Raw genomic sequence first — 21,240 nt, 5'->3', positions numbered from 1 at the left:
TGGAGCGGATCACCAGGGCGCGGACTTGCCGCGAAATAGCCCCTTGGCGATCTAGTCAGGCCAGCCCGTCGAACCGCGCATAGGGGTTGCTACAGGGCAGGCGGTAACCCAAGAAAGACACCGTCGGACTGGGCTCGTGCTGATGGCGCAGATAATCGGTCGAGACCATGAAGTCTGTCAGCAACCGACGCTCGAAGTTATCCACCCGAAGATCAGTGTAGGCACTGCCGACACCGGTTTCCTGACGAATCTTGTACAACCCCATCAGCGCCGCAAGCTTCTTTGAACCATAGTGTCCGGCCAATGCATCGACGAATTTTCGCTGATCCTCGGCGCTCATTTGGAAATCGCCCACGAGCTGGCGCAGCAGTCCGGGGATGAACACCTGACGGTCCTCGTAGATCCAGGCGGCCGAGCCGACCGCCGCGAAGCCAAGCGTGGCGGCGGATGAAAGCAACAATGTACGACGCTTCATAGGCATCCTTAGCTATACAGCAGATCGGCGGCACGAATGGACAAGGCTGCGGCGGTCAGGCTGGGATTGGCCGGCGAACAGCTCGGGTAGGTTGCCGTGCCCACCACCACCAGGTTTCTCATTTGGTGATGCAGCATCTGGCCATCCACCACCGACCCGTCATCGACCTGCCCCATACGCAGCGTGCCTTGGACGTGCGACTCGGTCAGGCGCCACTCACGGAAATTGATCGATTCGACCGGCAGCGGTGCGAGCAACTTTTCCAGGCTGTCCAGACCGTACTGGACACCCTTCATGCCGTACTCGGACTCGCCTTGATAGTCGATGATCGCCTGCCCGCTTTGCGGATCGATCATCACCCGATTCTTCACGTTGGGCAGATCTTCGCTAACCAGCATCAACGGTAAAGTCTCGTTCCAGCGTCCGCGTTCGGGCCGCAGGCCGTAGGGCCAACGATTTTCGAAGTAGACCAGGCAAGCCGAGTGATCCTTGCGGAAATCACCGTCATATAGGGAATAGTTCAGGCCAGTGGTGATGGTGCTGCCATCGAAGTTGCCCAAACCGTCGAGATACACCTCGACGTTCGCCCCCACCTGCTCATGCAGACCCATACCGGTTTCGCCAAAGGCGATGTCCGAGCGCAACAGGATCGCCGGGCTCTGGATGGCATTGGCGCCAAGCACAAAGAGATCGCCGAACACCTTGAACTCGCCGCCCTCGGAACGCAGCGTCACGCTTTTGATGGTGTTGCCTTGGTATTCGAGCGTACGTACCTCGGCTTTCAAGCAGACGTCCACCTTGGGATGGCTATAGAGCTCGGCCAGGCCATTCTGCGCAGTGAACTTGGCGTTCATCGGGCAGAGATTGCAGGTCGCATTGGCGCAGCACACGCCCCGTGTGCCGGTCGCGACCCGTGCGCGCCCGGTCGGCATGATGAAGTGATGGTCGGGCATCGCCTCCTTCATCAGCATGTCGATAGACGAGCCCTTGTGCGGAGGCTGCGGGAACGGCTGGCTGCGTGGCAGCACCTTGCCCATGTCCGGGTCACCGGCAATGGACATGATCTGCTCGGCCTGGCAGTAGTAGGGTTCCAGCTCGTCGTAGCTCAGCGGCCAATCGTTGCCAACGCCGTAGCGACTTCGGATGGCGAAATCGCTGGGGTGCAATCGCGGCGTCTGCGAGTACCAGCAGTTCATGCCTCCGCCGAGTGCAATGGTGGTGTTCCACGGCTTCTCGCCACGATTATCGTAGGTGGATTCCGGTGTGATCGCCGAACTGCTCTGGGTCTGGATCTGCCAGTCCCAGGGATGAAAATCGCCCCACTCGATGATCAAGGCGCGCCCAGTAATGTGCTTCAACGCTTCGGTCAGAAAGAAGCTGGACCCGAAACCCGACCCGATTACCACCAACTCATACTGTGATTCGTCGATATTCCTTGCGCTTACGCGGTTGATTTCCACCCAAACTACCCTTCCATATCGCAGCTTGTCCGCGGACGAGCTGCCTGATCAACACATCGCGCAACTTCGCTGCACGTCGCAAGACGCCACCCCAATGAGAGCTGTCCATCGGCCACAGGGCCAGCTTAACGAGACCGGTAAGCGACGCCTAAGTTCCATGGCATCCCAGGCAACATGACCGAACTAGACGCACCCCGCATCATTTTGCGAGCGGCTTATCAGAGGGACTCGGTTAGCCATCGAAGTACTTTCCGGCGATCACGGCGCGATAGCAGCTGTTGAGTAAAGGGACTTTCCGGTATCAAAACGCAATCCGCCCCATCGGCATCACCCAGGCGGAAGCGACGTAGAACGCCAAGCGGGTGTCGCTCCGGACCGTAGAACGCCACCGCGCGGATTTCCAGTACATGGAATATCCAGTCGCCCCTGGGTCTGTGGCCGTCCAACTCGATCCCGTGCCGCTGCGCAACGCTGCGCAACATGCCCTGAAAGGTGCCGATGTGAATGAAATCACCACTGCGCAGCGGGCCCTGATGGGTAGTCTGGTGAATCGGCAGGTCGGGCGAAGCGCTGTCTTCGTCGTCAATGCTCTGCCAGATATCGGTCACATCCAGTTCCAGAGAGCCCTTGGACGTTTCGACGCAAACCACCAGCTGGTTGATGAACATAGGCTCGGCGCTCATGTTCGATATCAGGCAAAGCGAGCTCAACCCCTTGCCGGCGCCGCGATTGATGATAAGGCTCGGCTTGCGCTGGCGGCGGAAGTTGAGCAGTAACAGCTGCGCGTAGAACACCCATACCAGCAGCGTACTGGCGGAAATGATCAGCGAGATCAGCTGGTGGTTGTCTTTCAGCCATTCGATCATCGGAAGCCTCGGTGCGGTGTGAACTGCTCAGACAGCGCGAACACCAGGCAGTGCCGGCTTGCGCGAAAGGCGCCGGCAAGCAGGCATTTGGCGTACGCAATCACAGCGGCGCCAGGGGCCGAACCGTTCCGCAGGACGCGACCGATCGCATCAGCGCTCGGCCGCACGCAACAAGTTAATCAGCACACCATCATGGTTTGATGACCATACCCACGCCTCGGCCGCGTGGATCTGATGCGGTCTGCAGTGTCTTGCCGTCCACACGTATGGCCTGGATATCCCCCATCGACCAGCCCTGATCCTCGAGGACATAACCCATCGCTTTCAACTCATCCGCGACCTCACCTGTGAGCGGCGCATAGGCGTCGTAGTAAATGGTGTCCTTGGGCAGCAGCTGGTGATGAACGCGTTGCGCCGAAACGGCCTCACCCAGCGGGAGGTTGAAGTCGTACACGTTGTTCAGCACCTGAAAAATGGAGGTGAAAATCCGTGAGCCACCGGGTGTGCCGAGCACCAGGCTAACCTGTCCATCCTGGACGACGATGCTCGGGCTCATCGACGACAGCATGCGCTTACCCGGCTCGATGGCGTTGGCGTCGCTGCCCACCACGCCGAACGCATTGGCGATGCCCGGCTTGGCGCTGAAATCGTCCATTTCGTCATTGAGCAGGAACCCCGCACCCTGGACCACCACCCCACTGCCGAAATCCCAATTGAGGGTATAGGTATTACTCACCGCATTGCCGTCGGCGTCGACGATGGAGAAATGTGTGGTTTGCCGGGGTTCCAGCCCTGGACGAACCTGCTCGGTGGCCGAGATCGCCGTTGGATTGATCTCGGCGGCGCGTCGCATCAGATAGTCCGGCGCGGTCAGTTGTGCGACCGGCACATCGGAGAAATCCGGATCCCCGAGATAGTCGGCACGGTCAGCGAATACCCGCTTCTCGATTTCAGCGAGCAGATGGATATAGCGCGCCGAATTTAATGTGACGTCCTTGAAATCGGCGGCACGCTGCTCCTTGATACCGATCAGCTGAGCCAGGGCAATGCCACCTGAGCTGGGTAGAGGAGCGGTGTAAAGGCTCTTGCCGCGCCAGTCGATACGCATCGGCTCGCGCCACTTGGTACGGTAGTCGGCCAAGTCTTTCTTGGTGATCAGCCCGCCGTCACGCTGCATCTGTGCGACTAGCAGATCGGCCGTCTTGCCCTTGTAGAAATCGTCAGCGCCCTGGTCGGCGATGCGCTCCAGCGTTTCGGCCAGCTCCGGCTGACGGAAATTGGTCCCCGCGCTCATGGCACCAAAATACGATTCAAAGTTCGTCGTACCGTTGAACAGCCCGATAGCATCCTCGCGGTACTGGAATTGCTGATCAGCCACTTTGAAGCCTTCGCGCGCGTAGCCAATCGCGGGCGTAATCAGTTCGCTCCAGGGCAACGTGCCGAAGCGCCGGTGCGCTTCCCACAGCCCCAACACCGTTCCCGGAACGCCAGCCGCCTTGGCGCCAACCAGGCTTAGGTTCTCGATAACCTCTCCTCTGTCATCAAGGTACATGCGCTTGCTGGCGCCCTTGGGTGCGACTTCGCGATAGTCGAGAAAGTAGGGTTTGCCTTCCACATAGAGGGTCATGAAACCCCCTCCGCCAATATTGCCGGCTTCCGGATAGGTAACCGCCAGTGTGAAAGCGGTAGCCACGGCCGCGTCCACCGCGTTGCCACCTGCGCTAAGGACCCCTGCCGCGGCCTTGGCGCTGTAGGTGTCTGGCGCCGCAACCGCCGCGCCTTCGAGGTTGGCGCCGAGAGCGGCGTGGCTGCTGATGAAAATCGAAACGGTAACGGTGACAAAGAAAAACGGACGCATGTGCTCAATCCTTCTTGTTGGAATTTGACCGAGCGGCGCGAGGCGATCGCTGACGGTGAACAATCAACAAGATAGACGAGTATCGACGCGAACCATGGCCCAACCATACCCGCCGACAGGTGGCGAGAGCGTCCACGAACCATCGCGTTGCATCGTTGGGCCGCTCGGCATCGAGCCGGCAAAGCCGCGACCGTTTCTCCGATGATGAGATTTAGGACGGAATAAGGCGGTGTCGAGCAGTCTGGATGAGGTGTTTTCCCCAACTTTGCCCTAAACCATACCCCAGAAAAGAAGAAGCCCCGCTGCGCTCTAGGCGGGGCGGGGCTTTCAGCATTTCATGTAATGGCGGAGAGATAGGGATTTGAACCCTAGGTACCCGCGAGGGTACAACGGATTTCGAATCCGTCCCGTTCGGCCACTCCGGCATCTCTCCAGCGGCGCGCATCATAGCAGTTCGCGAACGATTGTCGAACCCCGCTGGGATCTTTTTTCTCGTTATTCAGCACGTTGCGGCAGCTTCGCCTAGCTGGGCGAACCCGGCCATGTACCTGGTTCAGGCAGTAAGGCGCGTCAGGGCTTCGCGATACTTGTCAGCAGTTTTCTGCGCAACGTCGGCCGGAACTGGCGGCGCAGGTGGTTCCTTGTTCCAGCCGGTGGATTCCAGCCAGTCACGAACGAACTGCTTGTCGAAGCTCGGTGGATTGCTGCCTTCCTGATAGCTGTCGGCTGGCCAGAAGCGGCTGGAATCAGGCGTCAGCACTTCATCCATTAGCGTCAAGCGACCCTCTTCGTCGAGGCCGAATTCGAATTTGGTGTCGGCAATGATGATGCCGCGAGTCGCCGCGTATTCGACGGCTGCGGTGTAGAGCGCAATGGAAGTGTCACGTACCTGAGCGGCCAAGTCCTTGCCGATAACGGCCTCGCACTGCTCAAAAGAAATATTCTCGTCGTGGTCACCTACAGCGGCTTTGGTCGAGGGGGTGAAAATCGGCTGCGGCAACTTGGCAGCTTCCTTCAGACCGGCAGGCAGCTGAATGCCGCAAACAGTTCCGCTTTTCTGGTACTCCTTCCAGCCAGAGCCGACGATGTAACCCCGTACGATGGCTTCGACCGCAACAGGCTTGAGACGCTTGGCAACCACCGCACGCCCCTCAACCAGCGGTAGCTCCTCTGCCGGGACCACATCCTCGACGCTGTCACCGGTGAAGTGATTGGGAACCAGATGGGCGAGTTTGTCGAACCAGAAATTGGAAATCGCCGTGAGGATCTTGCCCTTCTCCGGGATCGGCTCGGCGAGAATCACGTCGAACGCCGAGAGCCGATCGGTGGCGACCATGAGCATGCGCTTGTCGTCGATTTCGTATAGATCACGAACCTTGCCGGAATAGATTTTCTTCAGGCTGAGGGCATTGGAAGGGGTCATGGCGACTCTCACGGTTACCAGCCGTCGGTACTGTTTGCAAATCGGCAACCGTAACGACAGGCCTGTCATCAAACGAAACAGGCGAAACCGAAGGGTTTCGCCTGGATTGGTTGGAGCGGACTGATTCCTCGAATCAGTCGAGGTTGTCCTTGAGCATATTCAGCACGCGACGCGATACTTCTGCGGGTGCGACGGTGTCTAGATCTTTGTCGAGCGTTACCTGGATGTTGCCACCCACGTCGGTCACGCGAACTTGGTAACGCTCGGCGCGAGCTTCGATCTCTTCGCGGTCTGGTGCCCCACCGAACAAGCGGGAGAAGAAACCAGGCTTCTCGTCCGGATTCGCGGCGCCTTCAGACAGATTGATGTAGTAGACGCCCAAGCTTCGATCCAGGTCTTCGACAAGGATGTCACTGGCGGCTAGCGCTCGCCCGACACTCGACCAGGCACGATTGAAGTCGGTATCGAGCTGCAGCACCGGAGCGCCGCTGCCGGCTTCGCTGAGCGTCACGCGACTAGGCGCATCGAACTCGCGTTCGGCAAGAAGAGAGGCCGAACCGCCTTGCGCGGCGCTGCTGTTCAAGCCTGCCTGCAACTCGTCGAGCAATACCCGATCGAGCTCGGCATTGGCCGGTGCTTCAGGCCATGCAACGTTGGCACTGCTGCCTGCAGGGCGTTGAACGCTGAGCAAAAAGATTTCGCTGGTATCGCGCTGCACGCCCGGCTCGATGCGAACCCGGACACGCGTCTCACCTTCTCCAAGACCAAGGTTGCGTACCAAGGCTGGGGCCAACTGATCACGCGTCTGCCAAGCAGTAGTGAACTCGCCGGTTTGCGGGCGCTCTTCAGCGATCTGAAAACCATTGTCGGTAAAGAACTGCCTGGCCGCAGCCCAGACCTGGGCAGGTGCACGCATAGCGACAAGCCAGCGCGCGTCTTCTGAGGTCTGCAGGCTGAACTCGCTGGCTTCTTCGGCGATCAACAACCGTTGAGGGCGCGGTACGTCGTATTCGCCCGTCGCGCGGGTGTCGGCTACCTGCTGAGGAATCGGCAGTAGCGGCTCGATCGGACGCAGCTCGGCGTCGGCCGGAGCCTGCATTGGTGGCACCTGCCGCGCCTGTAGGTAGTCGCTACCACGGTCGCGGAAATATCCGTCTTCGCCCCACAACCAGCCACAGCCGCTGGTTCCAGAGATGATCAGGGCTAGGGTCGAGAGGCCGGCCAGTCGCTTCATGCATGTTCCTTCATTGTTAAACCAGTACACCGGATACTGTTCAGGCCAGTACACCGGATTGACGCATAGCGTCGCGAAGCGGCTCCTGGCAGCGCTGGCTGAGCCAGGTCAAGGGCAAACGAATACCGTTTTGCATCAGGCCCATCTCATGCAGTGCCCACTTCACCGGGATCGGATTGGCCTCGAGGAACAACGTTTGATGCAGCGGCATCAGCAACGCATTGATGGCACGCGCCTTTTCCGCATCGCCCGCAATGGCGGCGGCGCAGAGTTCACTCATCGCACGGGGCGCGACGTTGGCGGTAACGGAGATGTTGCCCTTGCCACCCATCAGCATCAGCTCAACCGCGGTGGCGTCGTCACCGGAATAGACGAGGAAATCAGTACCCACGCGATCGAGCACTTCCTGGCCGCGCCTGAGATCACCGGTTGCTTCCTTGACGCCGATGATATTCGGCACCTTGGACAGCCGTTCGATGGTTTCCGGCAGCATGTCACAAGCGGTGCGGCCCGGTACGTTGTAGAGAATCTGCGGAATGGCCACGGCTTCGGCGATGTGGCGGAAGTGCAGGTACAGGCCTTCCTGAGTCGGCTTGTTGTAATAGGGTGTGACCAGCAGGCAAGCATCGGCACCGGCCGACTTGGCGTTATCGGTCAGTTCGACGGCTTCGCGAGTGGAGTTGGCACCAGTGCCGGCAATAACCGGAATCCGGCCGTTTACCTGATCCACTACTCGGCGGATCACCTCGATATGCTCGGGCACTTCGAGCGTTGCCGACTCGCCAGTGGTACCGACCGCAACGATTGCATTGGTACCTTCCTGCAGATGGAAGTCCACCAGCTTGCTCAGGCCATCCCAATCAATAGCGCCCTGCGCGTCCATGGGAGTGACCAGCGCCACCATACTGCCCGCAATCATGCAACCCACTCCTGCCGGAAAAAGAGAGGCGTAATGGTACAAGGCTCCTGAGCGCTTTGCGAGCACGCTGGATGCATCCTGACGTCGGAGCGATCAGACGCTAACCGCTTACTTTAGCGATGCTTGCCTGCGCACGCATTCCCTCTGGCGACGCTTTTCGCTACCCTTAGCCGTTTTCGGCTTTGGCTGGCCGACCGATTCATCACCGCCAGGAACCTGCATGTCCACCCCCCCAGTACCTCGAGAACAGTTTCTCGTCATCAGCGCCATGGGTCGCAGCCCGATGGCGCTCACCAATGTGCTTTGCAGAGCCAGCAACGAGAATCGCTGTGCCGTGGTCAGTACGCGCCTGACCCGACATGGTGAGTGCTGCGCGCTGGTTCTGGAAATCACCGGAACCTGGGACGCCCTCGCTCGCATGGAGACGGCGCTACCGGCGCTGGCCAAGAAGCACGAGTTCACCACCAATGTGGTACGCAGCGAAGCGTTGGAAGTTCGCCCGCAAGCGCTACCCTATGTGGCCTATGTCAGCTCGGTTTACCGCCCGGACATTCTCAACGAGCTGTGCCAGTTCTTCATTGACCACCGTGTCGAGCTCGAGAGCCTGACCTGCGACACCTATCAGGCGCCCCAGACCGGCGGCACGATGCTCAATGCGACACTGACCGTCACGTTGCCAGCCGGCACGCAGATCAGTTGGCTACGTGATCAGTTTTTGGATTTCGCCGATGCACTGAATCTGGACGCACTGATAGAGCCTTGGCGCCCGCAGAACCCTTGATTTAAGGAAAACCGCAATGCCCGTGGAAATCGATCGCTCCGTCCCGGCCTTCCTTGCCCAAGCTACCAGCGACACGCAGGTCAGCCCCGAAACACTGAAGGGCAAGCAGGTCGTGCTCTACTTCTACCCGAAGGACAACACGCCGGGTTGCACCACCGAAGGCCAGGGGTTCCGCGATCTGCACAGCGCCTTCAACGAAGCCAACACGCAGGTCTTCGGCGTCTCACGGGACAGCCTGAGAACGCATGAGAACTTCAAGGCCAAGCAGGGATTTCCCTTCGAGCTCATCTCCGACAAGGATGAACAGCTCTGCCAACTGTTCGACGTGATCAAGCTGAAGAAGCTCTACGGCAAGGAATATTTGGGCGTAGATCGCAGTACCTTTCTGATCGACCGCGACGGCGTGCTACGTCAGGCATGGCGAGGCGTGAAAGTACCCGGGCATGTCGAAGCCGTTTTGCAGGCCGCTCAGGCGTTGCATCGAAAATAAGCGAAAGGCCGGCAAGCCGGCCCTTTCTCGTTCTAGCTCACGCTTTCCACGACCGGGACCGTGGGCGGTCTACGCGGCCAAGCGTATAGCACCGCCTTGAACAAGGTCGCCAGAGGTATCGCAAAGAACACCCCCCAGAAGCCCCAAAGCCCGCCGAATAGCAGAACCGAGCAAATGATGGCCACCGGGTGCAGATTGACAGCTTCGGAGAAAAGCAGAGGCACCAGAACGTTGCCGTCCAGCGCCTGGATGATCGCGTAGGCCACCATCAGATAGATGAACTGGTCACCCAGCCCCCACTGAAACAACCCGATCAAGGCGATAGGGATGGTCACTACCGTAGCGCCGATATAAGGCACCACTACGGAAACACCCACTAGCAGAGCCAGTAACGCTGCGTAGTTGAGCTCCAGCAGTGCAAAGACTGCGTACGACACCGCACCGCAAATCAGGATTTCGATCGCCTTGCCTCGAATATAGTTGGCGATCTGCACGTTCATTTCCTGGGACACCTGCGTGATCAGCGTCCGCTCACGTGGCAAGTAGCCACTCAGCCAGTCACCGATCTGCTGGCGATCCTTGAGAAAGAAGAACACCAGAATCGGTACCAGGATCAGATAGATCATCAGGGTCAGCAGCAACGGCAGGCTGGACAGCGACGACGTCAGCACCGTCTGACCGTAGCGCCCCACCTCGCCCCGCATGAAATCGATCCCTTGCAGCACCTGCTCTTCGGTCAGCAGTTGCGGATAGCGCTCGGGCAAGAGCAACAACAGGGATTGCCACTCCACCAGCATCCGAGGTAGTTCGTTGAAAAGGGTCAGCACCTGCTGCCAGACCAAGGGCACCAAGAACAGCATGCAAACCGTAAGCGCTCCAACGAACATCAGGAACACCAACCAGACAGCCACCAGATGCGGAATTCGGACGCGCTCCAGCGCACCGACCAGGCCCTGCATCAGAAAGGCCAGCACCAGCCCGGCGAGAACGGGCGCGAGCATGTCGCCCAGCGTCAGCACCACAGCGAAGGCGACCACCAACAATACAGCCAGAACCACGGCCTCCTCGTCCGAGAAATAGCGATGGATCCAGCTGCGTAGTACGTTGAGCATATCTTTCTTTAGAAACTTCAGGCCTTGCGTAGCCAGTAGCGATAGAGGCCTTCGTCGGCTTCTTCACGTAACAGTGCGTGGCCGGATAACGTGGCGAAACTGCGAAAATCCCGCTGCGAGCCCGGATCGGTTGCGGTGACCTTCAAAACCTGGCCGCTGGCCAGTCGATTGAGTTCAAGCTTCGCCTTCAGCAGAGGCATAGGACATTGCAGCCCGGCAGCGTCCAGTTCGGCATCGCAGACGGTGTCGGGCACACTCTGTTGGTTCATGTTCGTCTCCTTGAAAGAAGCGCAGGATACCGACCTGCCCCCGCCCCTGGCCAGTTACCCTGGCACAAGGCTACAGTAACGTTCCTGCTTTCAAGAGCCAGTCTGGATGAAATTGCTGCGCCCTACTCTGCTGACGCTGGCATGCCTGATCGGGCAGCCAGCCTTGGCCAATGATCTACCCTCCCTCGGCGACTCCAGCTCGGGCATTGTCTCGCCGGAACAAGAACACCAACTCGGCCGTGCCTGGCTCAGCCTGTTGCGCGGGCAGGTCCCGCAGCTGTCGGATCCGTTGCTAAAGGACTACCTGGAACGCAGCGTCTACCGGCTGGCCGAGAGCAGTCAGCTGCAGGATCGCCGGCTGGAATTCGTGCTGCTCGACAGCCCGCAATTGAACGCCTTTGCCGCACCGGGCGGTATTATTGGCGTCAACGGCGGGTTGTTTCTGCACGCCCAGACTGAAGCAGAATACGCCTCGGTCCTGGCACACGAATTGGCGCACTTGTCCCAGCGCCATTTCGCCCGCGGCCTGGAAGAGCAAAAACGCATGCAGCTCCCATTGATGGCGGCAATGCTCGCTGGGGTCGTAGCGGCTGCCGCTGGCGCGGGTGACGCCGGCATCGCCGCGATCGTTTCCACCCAGGCCGCCGCGATCCAGGCGCAACGACGCTTTTCCCGGCAGAACGAACAGGAAGCCGACCGCATCGGCATCCTCAATCTCGAACGAGCCGGCTATGATCCGCGCGCCATGCCGCAGATGTTCGGCCGCTTGATGCGCCAGTATCGTTATGACCAGAAGCCGCCGGAATTCCTGTTGACCCACCCGGTTACCGAGTCACGTATCGCTGACACCAAGAACCGTGCCGAACAGTATCCCGCGGGCGGCGTTGAAGACAGCCTGCGCTACCAATTAATGCGCGCGCGAGTGGATCTGAAGTTCGAGACCACGCCGGGCGTCAGTGCCAAGCGTTTCCGGGCCATGCTCAGCGAAGATGAAAACCTCGACGCGGCCCGCTACGGCCTGGCATTGGCCCAGATCAAAAGCGGTCAGCTCAAGGAAGCTGCGACCAATCTGCAGCCGTTGCTGGCGAAGGAGCCGGACGACGCCAGCTACAACTTGGCTCAGATCGAACTGGACATCACCGCCAACCGTCTCGCCGCCGCGCGCGAGCGCACCCAAACCCTGCTCCGCCTGTACCCGGGCAGCTATCCCGTGCGCCAGACGAACATCGATCTGCTGATCAAGGAAAACAAACTGCAGGAGGCCGAGCGGGAGCTGGACGCATTGGTTGAGGCTCGCCCCAAGGATCCGGACATCTGGTATCAGGTCTCGGAGATCCGTGGGCTCACCGGAAATATCATCGGCCTCCACCAGGGTCGCGCGGAATACTTCGCGCTGGTCGGCGACTACGATCAGGCGATCGAGCAGCTGGACTTCGCCAAACGTCGCTCGAGCAACTTCCAGACAGGCGCACGCATCGACGCTCGGCAGAAGCAGCTGATCGAAGAGAAGCGAATGGTTGAGGAAATGTTGCGCTGAGTCAGGCGGCGCCGAAAGGCGCCGCCTGCAAAGCCACGGATGGACGCCCTTGTGTCAGGCGTTGCCAGCCTGCTTGATGCGCGCGGCCTGGGTGAAGTCCAGCATGCGCTTGAGCGGCTTGATTGCGCGTGGTATCAGCGCTGCATCGACAAAGATCTCGTTGCTGCCGGCACGCAGGCAATCCAGCGTACGCTCAAGCGTATTCATCGCCATCCACGGGCAGTGGGCACAACTGCGACACGCTGCGCCGCTGCCCGCCGTGGGTGCCTCGATGAATTCCTTGTCCGGGCAGAGCTGCTTCATCTTATAAAAGATGCCGCGATCGGTAGCGACGATGAAGGTAGGATTCGCCAGCGTCTGTGCCGCCTTGATCAATTGACTGGTGGAGCCGACGGCATCCGCCAGGGCGATGACCGATTCAGGCGACTCGGGATGAACCAGAACGGCAGCGTCCGGATACAGCGCTTTCATATCTTCCAGCTGCTTCGCCTTGAACTCTTCATGGACGATGCAGGCACCATCCCACAGCAGCATGTCGGCGCCGGTCTCACGCTGCACATAGCTCCCAAGATGCTTGTCAGGCGCCCAGATGATCTTTTCGCCATTGTCCATCAAACTCTCGACGATTTCCAGCGCACAACTCGAGGTCACCACCCAGTCAGCCCGCGCCTTCACCGCCGCCGAGGTATTGGCATAGACGACCACGGTGCGCTCGGGATGCATGTCACAGAACGCAGAGAACTCATCGACCGGACAGCCGAGATCCAGCGAACAAGTGGCCTCCAGAGTCGGCATCAGCACGCGCTTCTCGGGGTTCAGAATCTTTGCCGTCTCACCCATGAACTTGACGCCGGCAACCACCACCGTCTGCGCTGAATGCTCGTTGCCGAACCGGGCCATTTCCAGCGAGTCGGAAACACAGCCGCCGGTCTCCTCGGCTAGCGACTGGATCACCGGGTCGGTGTAGTAGTGCGCCACGAGCACCGCATTCTGCCGCTTCAACTCGACGGCAATATCGCTGCGCAATTGCGCTTCCTGTTCCGGCGTCAGCGGCTTTGGCTGCTTGGCCGCCAGGTGAGCCTGCACAAGAATACGTTCGGGTATCTGCGTCATGTTCGCGGTCCTGCAAAGCTCGTTATTGCATGGAGCGCCGAGCATATCCGGTCAACCGGATGGCTCAGACGAGGCGAAAGGGAGGTAGCGCCATATGCAGACTTCTCCCTCGCGCCCGCTCAAGGGGCAGGAATACTAGCCGAAGCCCTTACAAAAGGGAAAGCGAAGGGGGTTCCAGGCCACGCGTTTTGCGTCGCCCAATGAAAACCGCCGGCATCAGCCGGCGGTTTTGTTCAGGTCAACGCTCGTATTTGAGCATGTGGCCACGCTCTTCCAGGTTGATATGCCATTGCATGGCTTCGCGCAGCATGTGCGGTGTCTGACCGCCCCGGTCACACGCGCCTTCGAAATACTGGCTCAGTGCCTCGCGGTAGGACGGATGCACGCAGTTGTCGATGATTACACGCGCACGCTCGCGCGGCGCCAGCCCACGCAGGTCGGCCAGGCCCTGCTCGGTGACCAGGATTTCCACGTCGTGCTCGGTGTGATCGACATGCGCAACCATCGGTACGACGCTGGAAATGTTGCCGCCCTTAGCGATCGACTTGGTCACGAAAATGGCCATATTGGCGTTACGCGCGAAGTCGCCCGAACCACCGATGCCATTCATCATCTTGGTGCCACCAACGTGCGTCGAATTGACGTTGCCGTAGATGTCGAACTCCAGTGCGGTATTGATACCGACAATACCGAGACGACGCACCAGTTCCGGATGATTGGATATCTCCTGAGGGCGCAGCACCAGCTTGTCCTTGTACTTCTCCAGATTGCCGAACACGCGATCGTTGCAGCGCTCGGACAGCGTGATCGAGCAGCCGGAAGCAAACTTCATCTTGCCAGCGTCGATCAGCTCGAAGGTGCAGTCCTGCAGCACTTCTGAATACATCACCAGATCTTCGAACGGCGAGTCGATCAGTCCACACACCACAGCGTTGGCGATATTGCCGATACCAACCTGCATCGGACCGAGGTTGTACGGCAGGCGGCCAGCCGCCACCTCCTTCTTGAAGAACTCGACCAGGTGATTAGCGATGGACTGGGTTTCTTCATCCGGCGGCGTGACGGTGGAATAGGAGTCCGGATGTTCGGTGATGACAATAGCTGCGATCCTGGCCGGATCGATCGGAATAGCGGTAGTGCCGATGCGGTCGTCCACTTTGGTCAGCGGGATCGGACCACGGTTTGGACGCTCGCCAGGGAAGTAAATGTCGTGCAGACCTTCCAGGTTCGGGTTGTGCGCGTAGTTCAGTTCAACGATGACCTTATCGGCGAAAACCGCCAAATTGGCTGAGTTACCCACAGAGGTAGTCGGGACGATATGCCCCTGCTCGGTGATGCTAACCGCCTCGACAATGGTGACGTCCGGACGCTTGATTTGGTTGTTGCGCATCTGCTCGACGGTGTGAGAGAGGTGCTGATCGATGAACATGACCTCGCCCTGATTGATCGCCTTGCGCAGGGTCGCATCCGCCTGAAATGGACCACGGCGAGCCAGCAGACCCGCAGCCGCCATCTTGCCGTCCAGGTCATTGCCCAGGCTGGCGCCGGTAATCAGGCTGATCTTCAGCTTCTCGTCCTTTGCACGATCGATCAGGGCCAGCGGCACTGCTTTCGCCTCACCCGCGCGGGTAAATCCGCTCATGCCGACGGTCATTCCGTCCTGGATAAGAGTAGCGGCCTCTTGGGCGCTCATGACCTTGCTCTGCAGAGAGGACAAGCGGATGCGATCGGAATACATGTGAGCCTCAAACCAACGAACAATTGGGAGGCCGCAGTCTATTACGTTTGTTCTGAACCCATTCACAGACCAAGGTCGTAGTGAAAAACGGCAGAAATCGAGGGATAAACGCGTTCCGCATCGCGGATAAGGGGCATAAAAAAACCGGATACCAATCGGTATCCGGTTTTCTGCCCCCTAGGGAATATGGTGGGTCGTGTAGGATTCGAACCTACGACCAATTGGTTAAAAGCCAACTGCTCTACCAACTGAGCTAACGACCCAATGCGGAGCGCATGATACTGATTTTATTGATTAAATCAACGCTTTTTAAGAAAAAGAATTTAACGATAGCGAGTCGGATCCGTGACGCCGGCCTCTTCGAAGCCCGCCGCCCGCAGGCGGCAGCTGTCGCACTTACCGCAGGCGCGCCCCTCTTCGTCAGCCTGATAGCAGGAGACAGTCATGGCGTAATCGACCCCCAGCCGGACGCCGGCACGAACGATCTCCGCCTTGCTCAGGTTCTGCAAAGGCGCACGAATGGTAAAGCCCTGCCCTTCTACTCCAGCCTTCGTGGCAAGGTTGGCCATGCGCTCGAACGCCTCCACGAATTCTGGCCGGCAGTCGGGGTAGCCAGAGTAGTCGATCGCGTTCACTCCAATAAAAATATCTCGGGCGCCGAGCACCTCTGCCCAACCCAGCGCCAGCGAGAGAAATACGGTATTGCGAGCAGGCACGTAGGTCACCGGAATCCCCCCGCCCGACTCTTCCGGCACCTCGATGCTGGCATCGGTCAGCGCCGAGCCGCCAATGCCATTCAGATTCATGCCGATGACCTTGTGCTCAGTCACGCCCAACTGTCGAGCGACGCCCTCGGCGGCCTGCAATTCGGCGCGGTGGCGCTGGCCATAGTCGAAGCTCATGGTGTAGCAGGCGTACCCTTGCGCTTTGGCCATTGCGACCACGGTTGCAGAATCGAGCCCGCCCGAGAGAAGAACCACGGCTTTCTTGTCAGTCATTTCGGTCACCTGTCGAAAACACCAGAGCTCCTTGAAACGCTCTTGGGAGGTCAATGGCCGGGCGCGTCGGCCCAAAGGATCTTATGCAGCTGAAGCTGCAGTCGCACCGGGAGGTTGTCACTGATGATCCAGTCGGCCAGCGAGCGAGCATCGACCTGACCGTGACTGGGCGAAAACAGCACTTCGCCCACACGGGCGTTCAGCCGGTATTCGATGAGTTTGGACACAGCCCAGTCGTAATCCTCGCGCGAGCAGATCACGAACTTCACTTGGTCATTGCCTGTTAGCTGACCGATATTCTCGTAAAGGTTTCGCCCATTTCGGAGGAGCCCGGCGTTTTAAGGTCAACAACTCGGCTCACCCGTTCGTCTGTACTGGAAATATCCAGCGCGCCGCTGGTCTCCAGGGACACCTCGTAGCCGGCATCACAGAGGCGACGCAACAGAGGTAGGCAATTGGGCTGAGCCAGAGGTTCGCCCCCTGTGACGCAGACGTACCGAGGGCTAAAGGAAGCGACCCGCTCAAGGATCGCCTCGAGCGGCATGATCTCACCACCGCTGAACGCGTAGGCTGTATCGCAGTATTGGCAGCGCAGGGGGCAGCCGGTCAGGCGGACGAATACAGTGGGCAATCCACTGGTACGCGTTTCCCCCTGCAACGAGTAAAAAATCTCGGTAATTCGCAGGGTATCTTGCATTATCAGCCACGGGCGTGACGGCTAAACAGGCCATCCGCCTCCGTTGCGGGAAAGGGGCGGCGATTCTAACGAAAAAACCCGCCAAGGGGCGGGTTTTGTTCAACAGCCGCGACCGGCATCGGGCTTATCGATTCAGCTGACGCTGAGCCAACTGCGCTGCCGAGCTGTTCGGATAATCAGCAATGACCTGACGAAGAATGCCGTTGGCCTTGTCACGGTTGCCCAGGCGTATCTCGACGTCAGCCAGCTTGTACAGCGAATCCGGAACCTTGTTGTGCTGCGGATACGCCTGGCTGACCTTGGCAAAAGCCTGACCGGCGCCTTGCAAGTCACCTTTGGCCAGATTCACCTCACCCAACCAATATTGCGCATTGCCGGCGTATGGGCTGCTGGGATATTTGCGCAGGAAGGCGGAAAAAGCCTGGCTGGCCTTCTCGAAATCCTTTGCCTTGATCAGATCAAATGCGGCGTCGTAATACAGCTTCTCCTTTTCAGGATCGGCCGACTGACTACTCGCCGCGCCTTGCGTCGAAGCGCCTGTTGGCGCCTGTACAGCCCCGCCGACATCAGGTGTGCCTGCGGTTGAAGAATATTGGCTAGCCGATCCGCCTGATGAGGCACTCGACAAGCGACGATCCAAATCCTGATAACGCTCCAGCCCCTCTTGCTTCAAGCGCTGGATCTCGTTCTGTTGCACTTCCAGCATCCCGCGCAGCTGCGCGATCTCTTCCTGCATTTGCTGCAACTGAACGAAGAGCATACCCTGCGCCGAAGACGGTGCTGACGCTCCGCCCCCGACATAGGCACCGCCCGAATCCGCCCCGGAGGAATAACCCGACTCAGGCGCACCTTGGGTTTGCGAGTCGTATTCCACCACCGGGACCTGAGCTGCCGCGAACAGCGGCAGGCCAAGTGCAATAAGCGTCAGAGCGTAACGGTGCTTGAGCATGGCTTATTACTTACGCAGTTCAACGCGACGGTTCTGAGCCCAGGACTGCTCGTCGTTGCCCATGGCAACCGGACGCTCCTCGCCGTAGGAGACCAGTTCCAGCTGAGCAGGAGACACGCCCTGCAGAACCAGGTAGCGCTGGACAGCCTTGGAACGACGCTCGCCCAGAGCCATGTTGTACTCGCGAGTGCCGCGCTCGTCGGTGTGGCCTTCCAGCACTACACGGTTGCCGGCGGACTTCAGATCCTTGGCGTGAACATCCAGAGCGCGCATGGCTTCTGGCTTCAGGTCAGAACTGTCGTATTCGAAGTAGAAGGTAGTGATAGCGCGCAGAGCAGCTTCTTCGCCGCTCATGCTGCCGTCAACGGCACCGCTGTCAGCGCCGTAGCCAGCGTTCGGGTCGACGGCAGTGGAACCTTCGCCAGAATCGTCGCCGCCCTTGGACGAACAACCAACAGCTACGGCCATAGCCAGTGCCAGCGCAGCAAACTTACCGAATTTCAGCATTTCCATGTGTAACAACCCCAGGTGTGTTTTTGGTTAGGTGAAGCGTTGATACCGCATCAGTTCAGGTAAGGGGACCACGATGGCTCACGGACTTCGCCTTGAGCAGTAGGAAGCGGGAGCCTAACTCGACCATTGATTGATACGAGCATCAAGACTCCCCGGCCCTGCTGGCGGGTCGCGTAGATTAGCATGGTGCCATTAGGCGCAACAGTGGGCGACTCATCTAAACTTGTCTCGGAGAGTAGTCGCAAATTGCCGCGCTGTAGGTCCTGCGCCGCCACCTTGAAGTTGGTGTAGCCTTCCTGACGATGAATCATTACCAAGGTCTTCTCGTCTGCGGAGAGCTTTGGATTGGCATTGTAGTTACCCACAAAGGTTACCCGTTCGGCATTGTTGCTACCCAGACTCTGCTTGTAGATCTGAGGTTTGCCGGCACGATCCGAAGTGAAGTAAATAGTCCGACCGTCAGCACCCCAGAAAGGCTCTGTATCGATCGCATAATGGTTGGTGAGCCGTTGTAGCTGGCGCGAGCCGAGATCCATCACGTAAATCTCCGGGTTGCCATCCTTCGACAGCACGAACGCCAGACGATTGCCGTCCGGTGAGAATGCCGGCGCACCGTTGAGCCCTTCGAAATTGGTAATCTGCTCACGGCGACCGGTATCGATGTGCTGCATGAAGATGCGTGGGCGTTTTTGCTCGAACGAGACGTAGGCGATACGGCGACCATCCGGCGAATAGCGCGGTGACAGAATCGGCTCTCGCGATTGCAGCAACGTCACTGCACGCGCACCGTCGTAATCGGAACGCTGCAAGGTGTAGCGTGTATTGGCCCCGCCAAGTCGCTCAACGGTGACGTAAAGCAGCCGTGTTGAGAACGCACCCTTGATGCCTGTGAGTTTTTCGAACGCCTGGTCCCCGGCGTAGTGCGCCATGTCACGCAGTTGATCTTGCGCACCACCCACGGTGCCCGTCATGACCTGTTGCTCAGTAGTGACGTTAAACACCTCGTAGCGAATCTGCAGCTTGCCGGCGGAGGGCTCGATGTTGCCAACCATGACGTACTGAGCACCCAGCGCCTTCCAGTCACGAAAAATGATCTCACTGCCACGAGTCGGCAGGCTGATCATGTTCTGCTTTGGAATAGGCTGGAATACGCCGGTATTGCGCATATCGTTGCCGATGATTTCGGCCATGTCTTCAGGCAGTACAGCACCGCCTTGCCAACCAAAAGGTACAACCGCGATCGGAATCGCGCGATCAGTACCACTGGTAACGACGATATTCTTTTCCTGCGCCACGGCGCTGCCCAGCACGAACAGAAGAAGAACGGTAAAACCTCGAAGGTAATTGATCACAACGCAAGATCCTCAGGCGTAAATGTCATCGTGAACGAGCGATACGGCTGAAAATCCTGAGCAGAGAGTCCCTGCATTTCGGTCAGCCGACCAATATTCTTGACCGCGGCTACCGCGGAGCTGTCGAACGGCGTGTCACCACTGGAGCGTGATACGTTCACCGTAGTTATCGTTCCATCTGGAAGCATGTTGACCCGAAGCGTTACCGACATGTTATTCCGCGCGGACGGTGGACGAGTCCAGTTTTCCGCGGCACGCATACGAATCAGATCATCGAAGTTGCCGGCGACCTGATCGCCTTGAGTGTCAGCCATGGCCTGCTGCCGCTCCGTATCTTCGGATAACAGCTCGGCCAGCGCTTGCGCCTTCTTGTCTTCAGCAGCCTTGCGGGCGGCCTCGGCTGCAGCTTTTTTCTTCGCTTCTTCCGCTGCCTTTTTCTTTGCGGCCTCAGCTGCCGCCTTTTTCTTCGCTTCGTCCGCCGCTTTCTTTTTCGCAGCCTCGGCAGCAGCCTTCTTTTTCGCTTCCTCAGCGGCCTTTTTCTTTTCGGCTTCGTCGGCTGCTTTTTTCTTGGCTATATCCGCCTGTTTCTTCTGCTCGGCTTTTTTCGCCTCTTCGGCCTTTTGGGCTTCGGCGGCCTTTTTGGCGGCATTGGCCTTCGCCACTTCGGCCTTTCGAGCCTCATCGGCCTTTTTTTGTTCCGCAGCTTTAGCAGCGGCCTGTTTTTCTTGCTCGACCTTGCGCTGTTCCATCTGCTCGGTTTCGTACTGCTTGGCAGCGGTTTTCTGCGCCTCGCCGGCAATCTTCTGATTGGTCTGGGTTTTCGCCTGGCTTTGGGATTTCAGCTGATACAGGGTGGCCTGGACGAAAGGCTTGGAGGGTGGCAACTCGGGCGTCATGGCGAAGCTGACGAACAGCATGCCAAAGATGATGACATGCAGGCCCACCGCCAAGATGGTGGGCCAGTAGAGGCTCTCAGAGCGCGAGCGTTCCGACTGTTGCATCAAGGCGCCTCGGTGATCAGGCCGACGTTACCCACACCCGCTTCCTGCAGTCCACCCATGGCCGACATCACCGATCCGTAATCCACTGCCTTGTCGCCTCGCACGAACACTTGCACCTGCTTACCCTGGCTGCGGTTCTGGTTCATGATCGCGGTGACCGCCTTGGTCATCTCGTCGAGCGTCAACGCCTTGTCCTGCACGGTTTCAGTATCCACTTCGCTACCGATGTTCCAGTAGTAGGTCTTGTCCGCCTTGATCGAAATAGTCAACACGCGGGCATCGTTATCCTGAGGCAGGACTTCGCTGCTGACCTTGGGCAGGTCGACCTTCACACCCTGATTAAGCATCGGCGCGGTCACCATGAAGATAACCAGCAGCACCAACATCACGTCGATGTAGGGCACCACGTTCATCTCGGCGACAGGTTTGCGTCTGTTGCGAATTCTTGCCATGGC

General features: G+C 58.9%; 20 protein-coding genes, 2 tRNA genes and 1 pseudogene. 3 read left to right on the top strand and 20 right to left on the bottom strand.

Annotated features, from left to right (window positions below; translation table 11 throughout):
• Positions 1–55 precede the first annotated feature (55 nt).
• The 8 genes from CH92_RS07120 to dapA form a co-directional block, all read right to left on the bottom strand.
• Positions 56–475, bottom strand: a complete 420-nt coding sequence (locus CH92_RS07120) for a hypothetical protein (protein ID WP_025241088.1) — start codon at positions 473–475, stop codon at positions 56–58.
• An 8-nt stretch (positions 476–483) separates the two neighbouring features.
• The gene (locus CH92_RS07115) at positions 484–1,935 is read right to left on the bottom strand and encodes a GMC oxidoreductase (RefSeq protein ID WP_025241087.1); all 1,452 of its coding nucleotides are present in this window, start codon (positions 1,933–1,935) and stop codon (positions 484–486) included.
• 218 nt (positions 1,936–2,153) lie between these two features.
• Entirely contained in the window at positions 2,154–2,801 is a 648-nt protein-coding gene (locus CH92_RS07110; RefSeq protein ID WP_025241086.1) for a hypothetical protein, read from the bottom strand.
• A 190-nt stretch (positions 2,802–2,991) separates the two neighbouring features.
• Complete coding sequence (gene ggt, locus CH92_RS07105) at positions 2,992–4,659, bottom strand: gamma-glutamyltransferase (protein WP_025241085.1); 1,668 nt, start codon at positions 4,657–4,659, stop codon at positions 2,992–2,994.
• Between the two features lie 343 nt (positions 4,660–5,002).
• A tRNA-Ser gene (locus CH92_RS07100) sits at positions 5,003–5,092 on the bottom strand.
• A 120-nt stretch (positions 5,093–5,212) separates the two neighbouring features.
• Complete coding sequence (locus tag CH92_RS07095; RefSeq protein WP_025241084.1) at positions 5,213–6,082, bottom strand: phosphoribosylaminoimidazolesuccinocarboxamide synthase; 870 nt, start codon at positions 6,080–6,082, stop codon at positions 5,213–5,215.
• Between the two features lie 133 nt (positions 6,083–6,215).
• Positions 6,216–7,316 (bottom strand): outer membrane protein assembly factor BamC, encoded by a 1,101-nt coding sequence (gene bamC / locus CH92_RS07090; RefSeq protein ID WP_025241083.1) that lies wholly within the window; start codon positions 7,314–7,316, stop codon positions 6,216–6,218.
• Positions 7,317–7,356: 40 nt separating this feature from the next.
• Positions 7,357–8,235: a 4-hydroxy-tetrahydrodipicolinate synthase gene (gene dapA, locus CH92_RS07085; RefSeq protein WP_025241082.1), complete on the bottom strand. Its 879-nt coding sequence runs from the start codon at positions 8,233–8,235 to the stop codon at positions 7,357–7,359.
• Positions 8,236–8,455: 220 nt separating this feature from the next.
• Here dapA and CH92_RS07080 point away from each other — a divergent pair, with 220 nt between their 5' ends.
• Positions 8,456–9,016 (top strand): glycine cleavage system protein R, encoded by a 561-nt coding sequence (locus tag CH92_RS07080; RefSeq protein ID WP_025241081.1) that lies wholly within the window; start codon positions 8,456–8,458, stop codon positions 9,014–9,016.
• Positions 9,017–9,032: 16 nt separating this feature from the next.
• Positions 9,033–9,506: a peroxiredoxin gene (locus CH92_RS07075; protein WP_025241080.1), complete on the top strand. Its 474-nt coding sequence runs from the start codon at positions 9,033–9,035 to the stop codon at positions 9,504–9,506.
• A 32-nt stretch (positions 9,507–9,538) separates the two neighbouring features.
• On the opposite strand, the gene CH92_RS07070 is transcribed toward CH92_RS07075, so the two are convergent.
• Positions 9,539–10,618, bottom strand: coding sequence for an AI-2E family transporter (locus tag CH92_RS07070; RefSeq protein ID WP_025241079.1), 1,080 nt, complete (start codon positions 10,616–10,618; stop codon positions 9,539–9,541).
• Between the two features lie 17 nt (positions 10,619–10,635).
• A complete protein-coding gene (locus CH92_RS07065; RefSeq protein WP_025241078.1) occupies positions 10,636–10,887 on the bottom strand; it encodes a sulfurtransferase TusA family protein in 252 nt (83 codons plus the stop codon).
• A gap of 106 nt (positions 10,888–10,993) precedes the next feature.
• Here CH92_RS07065 and CH92_RS07060 point away from each other — a divergent pair, with 106 nt between their 5' ends.
• The gene (locus CH92_RS07060; protein ID WP_025241077.1) at positions 10,994–12,424 is read left to right on the top strand and encodes a M48 family metalloprotease; all 1,431 of its coding nucleotides are present in this window, start codon (positions 10,994–10,996) and stop codon (positions 12,422–12,424) included.
• Positions 12,425–12,478: 54 nt separating this feature from the next.
• Here CH92_RS07060 and nadA read toward each other — a convergent pair whose 3' ends face one another.
• From nadA to tolR, 10 genes and pseudogenes are all read right to left on the bottom strand, one after another.
• A complete protein-coding gene (gene nadA / locus CH92_RS07055) occupies positions 12,479–13,537 on the bottom strand; it encodes a quinolinate synthase NadA (RefSeq protein WP_025241076.1) in 1,059 nt (352 codons plus the stop codon).
• A gap of 238 nt (positions 13,538–13,775) precedes the next feature.
• Entirely contained in the window at positions 13,776–15,275 is a 1,500-nt protein-coding gene (locus CH92_RS07050) for an acetyl-CoA hydrolase/transferase family protein (RefSeq protein WP_025241075.1), read from the bottom strand.
• Positions 15,276–15,462: 187 nt separating this feature from the next.
• Positions 15,463–15,538: transfer RNA gene (locus CH92_RS07045), tRNA-Lys, on the bottom strand.
• Positions 15,539–15,598: 60 nt separating this feature from the next.
• On the bottom strand, positions 15,599–16,273 hold the full coding sequence (gene queC, locus CH92_RS07040; RefSeq protein WP_025241074.1) for a 7-cyano-7-deazaguanine synthase QueC: 675 nt from the start codon (positions 16,271–16,273) through the stop codon (positions 15,599–15,601).
• Positions 16,274–16,323: 50 nt separating this feature from the next.
• A pseudogene (gene queE, locus CH92_RS07035) lies at positions 16,324–16,970 on the bottom strand (7-carboxy-7-deazaguanine synthase QueE).
• A gap of 124 nt (positions 16,971–17,094) precedes the next feature.
• The gene (gene ybgF / locus CH92_RS07030; protein WP_025241073.1) at positions 17,095–17,919 is read right to left on the bottom strand and encodes a tol-pal system protein YbgF; all 825 of its coding nucleotides are present in this window, start codon (positions 17,917–17,919) and stop codon (positions 17,095–17,097) included.
• A 6-nt stretch (positions 17,920–17,925) separates the two neighbouring features.
• A complete protein-coding gene (gene pal / locus CH92_RS07025; protein ID WP_025241072.1) occupies positions 17,926–18,432 on the bottom strand; it encodes a peptidoglycan-associated lipoprotein Pal in 507 nt (168 codons plus the stop codon).
• 50 nt (positions 18,433–18,482) lie between these two features.
• Positions 18,483–19,784 (bottom strand): Tol-Pal system beta propeller repeat protein TolB, encoded by a 1,302-nt coding sequence (gene tolB / locus CH92_RS07020; RefSeq protein ID WP_025241071.1) that lies wholly within the window; start codon positions 19,782–19,784, stop codon positions 18,483–18,485.
• Positions 19,781–20,785: a cell envelope integrity protein TolA gene (gene tolA, locus CH92_RS07015; protein WP_025241070.1), complete on the bottom strand. Its 1,005-nt coding sequence runs from the start codon at positions 20,783–20,785 to the stop codon at positions 19,781–19,783. Before tolA ends, tolB begins: the two co-directional genes overlap by 4 nt.
• Positions 20,785–21,237 carry a protein TolR gene (gene tolR, locus CH92_RS07010; RefSeq protein ID WP_025241069.1) on the bottom strand — a complete coding sequence of 151 codons (453 nt, stop codon included), beginning with the start codon at positions 21,235–21,237 and terminating at the stop codon, positions 20,785–20,787. The genes tolA and tolR overlap by 1 nt, the downstream gene beginning before the upstream one ends.
• Between the last annotated feature and the right edge of the window lie 3 nt (positions 21,238–21,240).

The sequence above is a fragment of the Stutzerimonas stutzeri genome (assembly GCF_000590475.1).
GTDB classification, from domain to species: domain Bacteria; phylum Pseudomonadota; class Gammaproteobacteria; order Pseudomonadales; family Pseudomonadaceae; genus Stutzerimonas; species Stutzerimonas stutzeri_D.
This window is presented reverse-complemented; position numbering and strand designations above follow the sequence as displayed.

Excerpts from the sequence above, each read along its gene's own strand:
- CH92_RS07065 (WP_025241078.1), bottom strand. The coding sequence starts at position 10,887 with ATGAACCAACAGAGTGTGCCCGACACCGTCTGCGATGCCGAACTGGAC.
- nadA (WP_025241076.1), bottom strand. The coding sequence starts at position 13,537 with ATGACGCAGATACCCGAACGTATTCTTGTGCAGGCTCACCTGGCGGCC.
- CH92_RS07050 (WP_025241075.1), bottom strand. The coding sequence starts at position 15,275 with ATGTATTCCGATCGCATCCGCTTGTCCTCTCTGCAGAGCAAGGTCATG.
- pal (WP_025241072.1), bottom strand. The coding sequence starts at position 18,432 with ATGGAAATGCTGAAATTCGGTAAGTTTGCTGCGCTGGCACTGGCTATG.
- ggt (WP_025241085.1), bottom strand. The coding sequence starts at position 4,659 with ATGCGTCCGTTTTTCTTTGTCACCGTTACCGTTTCGATTTTCATCAGC.
- CH92_RS07110 (WP_025241086.1), bottom strand. The coding sequence starts at position 2,801 with ATGATCGAATGGCTGAAAGACAACCACCAGCTGATCTCGCTGATCATT.
- dapA (WP_025241082.1), bottom strand. The coding sequence starts at position 8,235 with ATGATTGCGGGCAGTATGGTGGCGCTGGTCACTCCCATGGACGCGCAG.
- CH92_RS07080 (WP_025241081.1), top strand. The coding sequence starts at position 8,456 with ATGTCCACCCCCCCAGTACCTCGAGAACAGTTTCTCGTCATCAGCGCC.
- CH92_RS07075 (WP_025241080.1), top strand. The coding sequence starts at position 9,033 with ATGCCCGTGGAAATCGATCGCTCCGTCCCGGCCTTCCTTGCCCAAGCT.
- CH92_RS07120 (WP_025241088.1), bottom strand. The coding sequence starts at position 475 with ATGAAGCGTCGTACATTGTTGCTTTCATCCGCCGCCACGCTTGGCTTC.
- queC (WP_025241074.1), bottom strand. The coding sequence starts at position 16,273 with ATGACTGACAAGAAAGCCGTGGTTCTTCTCTCGGGCGGGCTCGATTCT.
- CH92_RS07070 (WP_025241079.1), bottom strand. The coding sequence starts at position 10,618 with ATGCTCAACGTACTACGCAGCTGGATCCATCGCTATTTCTCGGACGAG.
- bamC (WP_025241083.1), bottom strand. The coding sequence starts at position 7,316 with ATGAAGCGACTGGCCGGCCTCTCGACCCTAGCCCTGATCATCTCTGGA.
- tolR (WP_025241069.1), bottom strand. The coding sequence starts at position 21,237 with ATGGCAAGAATTCGCAACAGACGCAAACCTGTCGCCGAGATGAACGTG.
- CH92_RS07095 (WP_025241084.1), bottom strand. The coding sequence starts at position 6,082 with ATGACCCCTTCCAATGCCCTCAGCCTGAAGAAAATCTATTCCGGCAAG.
- ybgF (WP_025241073.1), bottom strand. The coding sequence starts at position 17,919 with ATGCTCAAGCACCGTTACGCTCTGACGCTTATTGCACTTGGCCTGCCG.
- tolA (WP_025241070.1), bottom strand. The coding sequence starts at position 20,785 with ATGCAACAGTCGGAACGCTCGCGCTCTGAGAGCCTCTACTGGCCCACC.
- CH92_RS07060 (WP_025241077.1), top strand. The coding sequence starts at position 10,994 with ATGAAATTGCTGCGCCCTACTCTGCTGACGCTGGCATGCCTGATCGGG.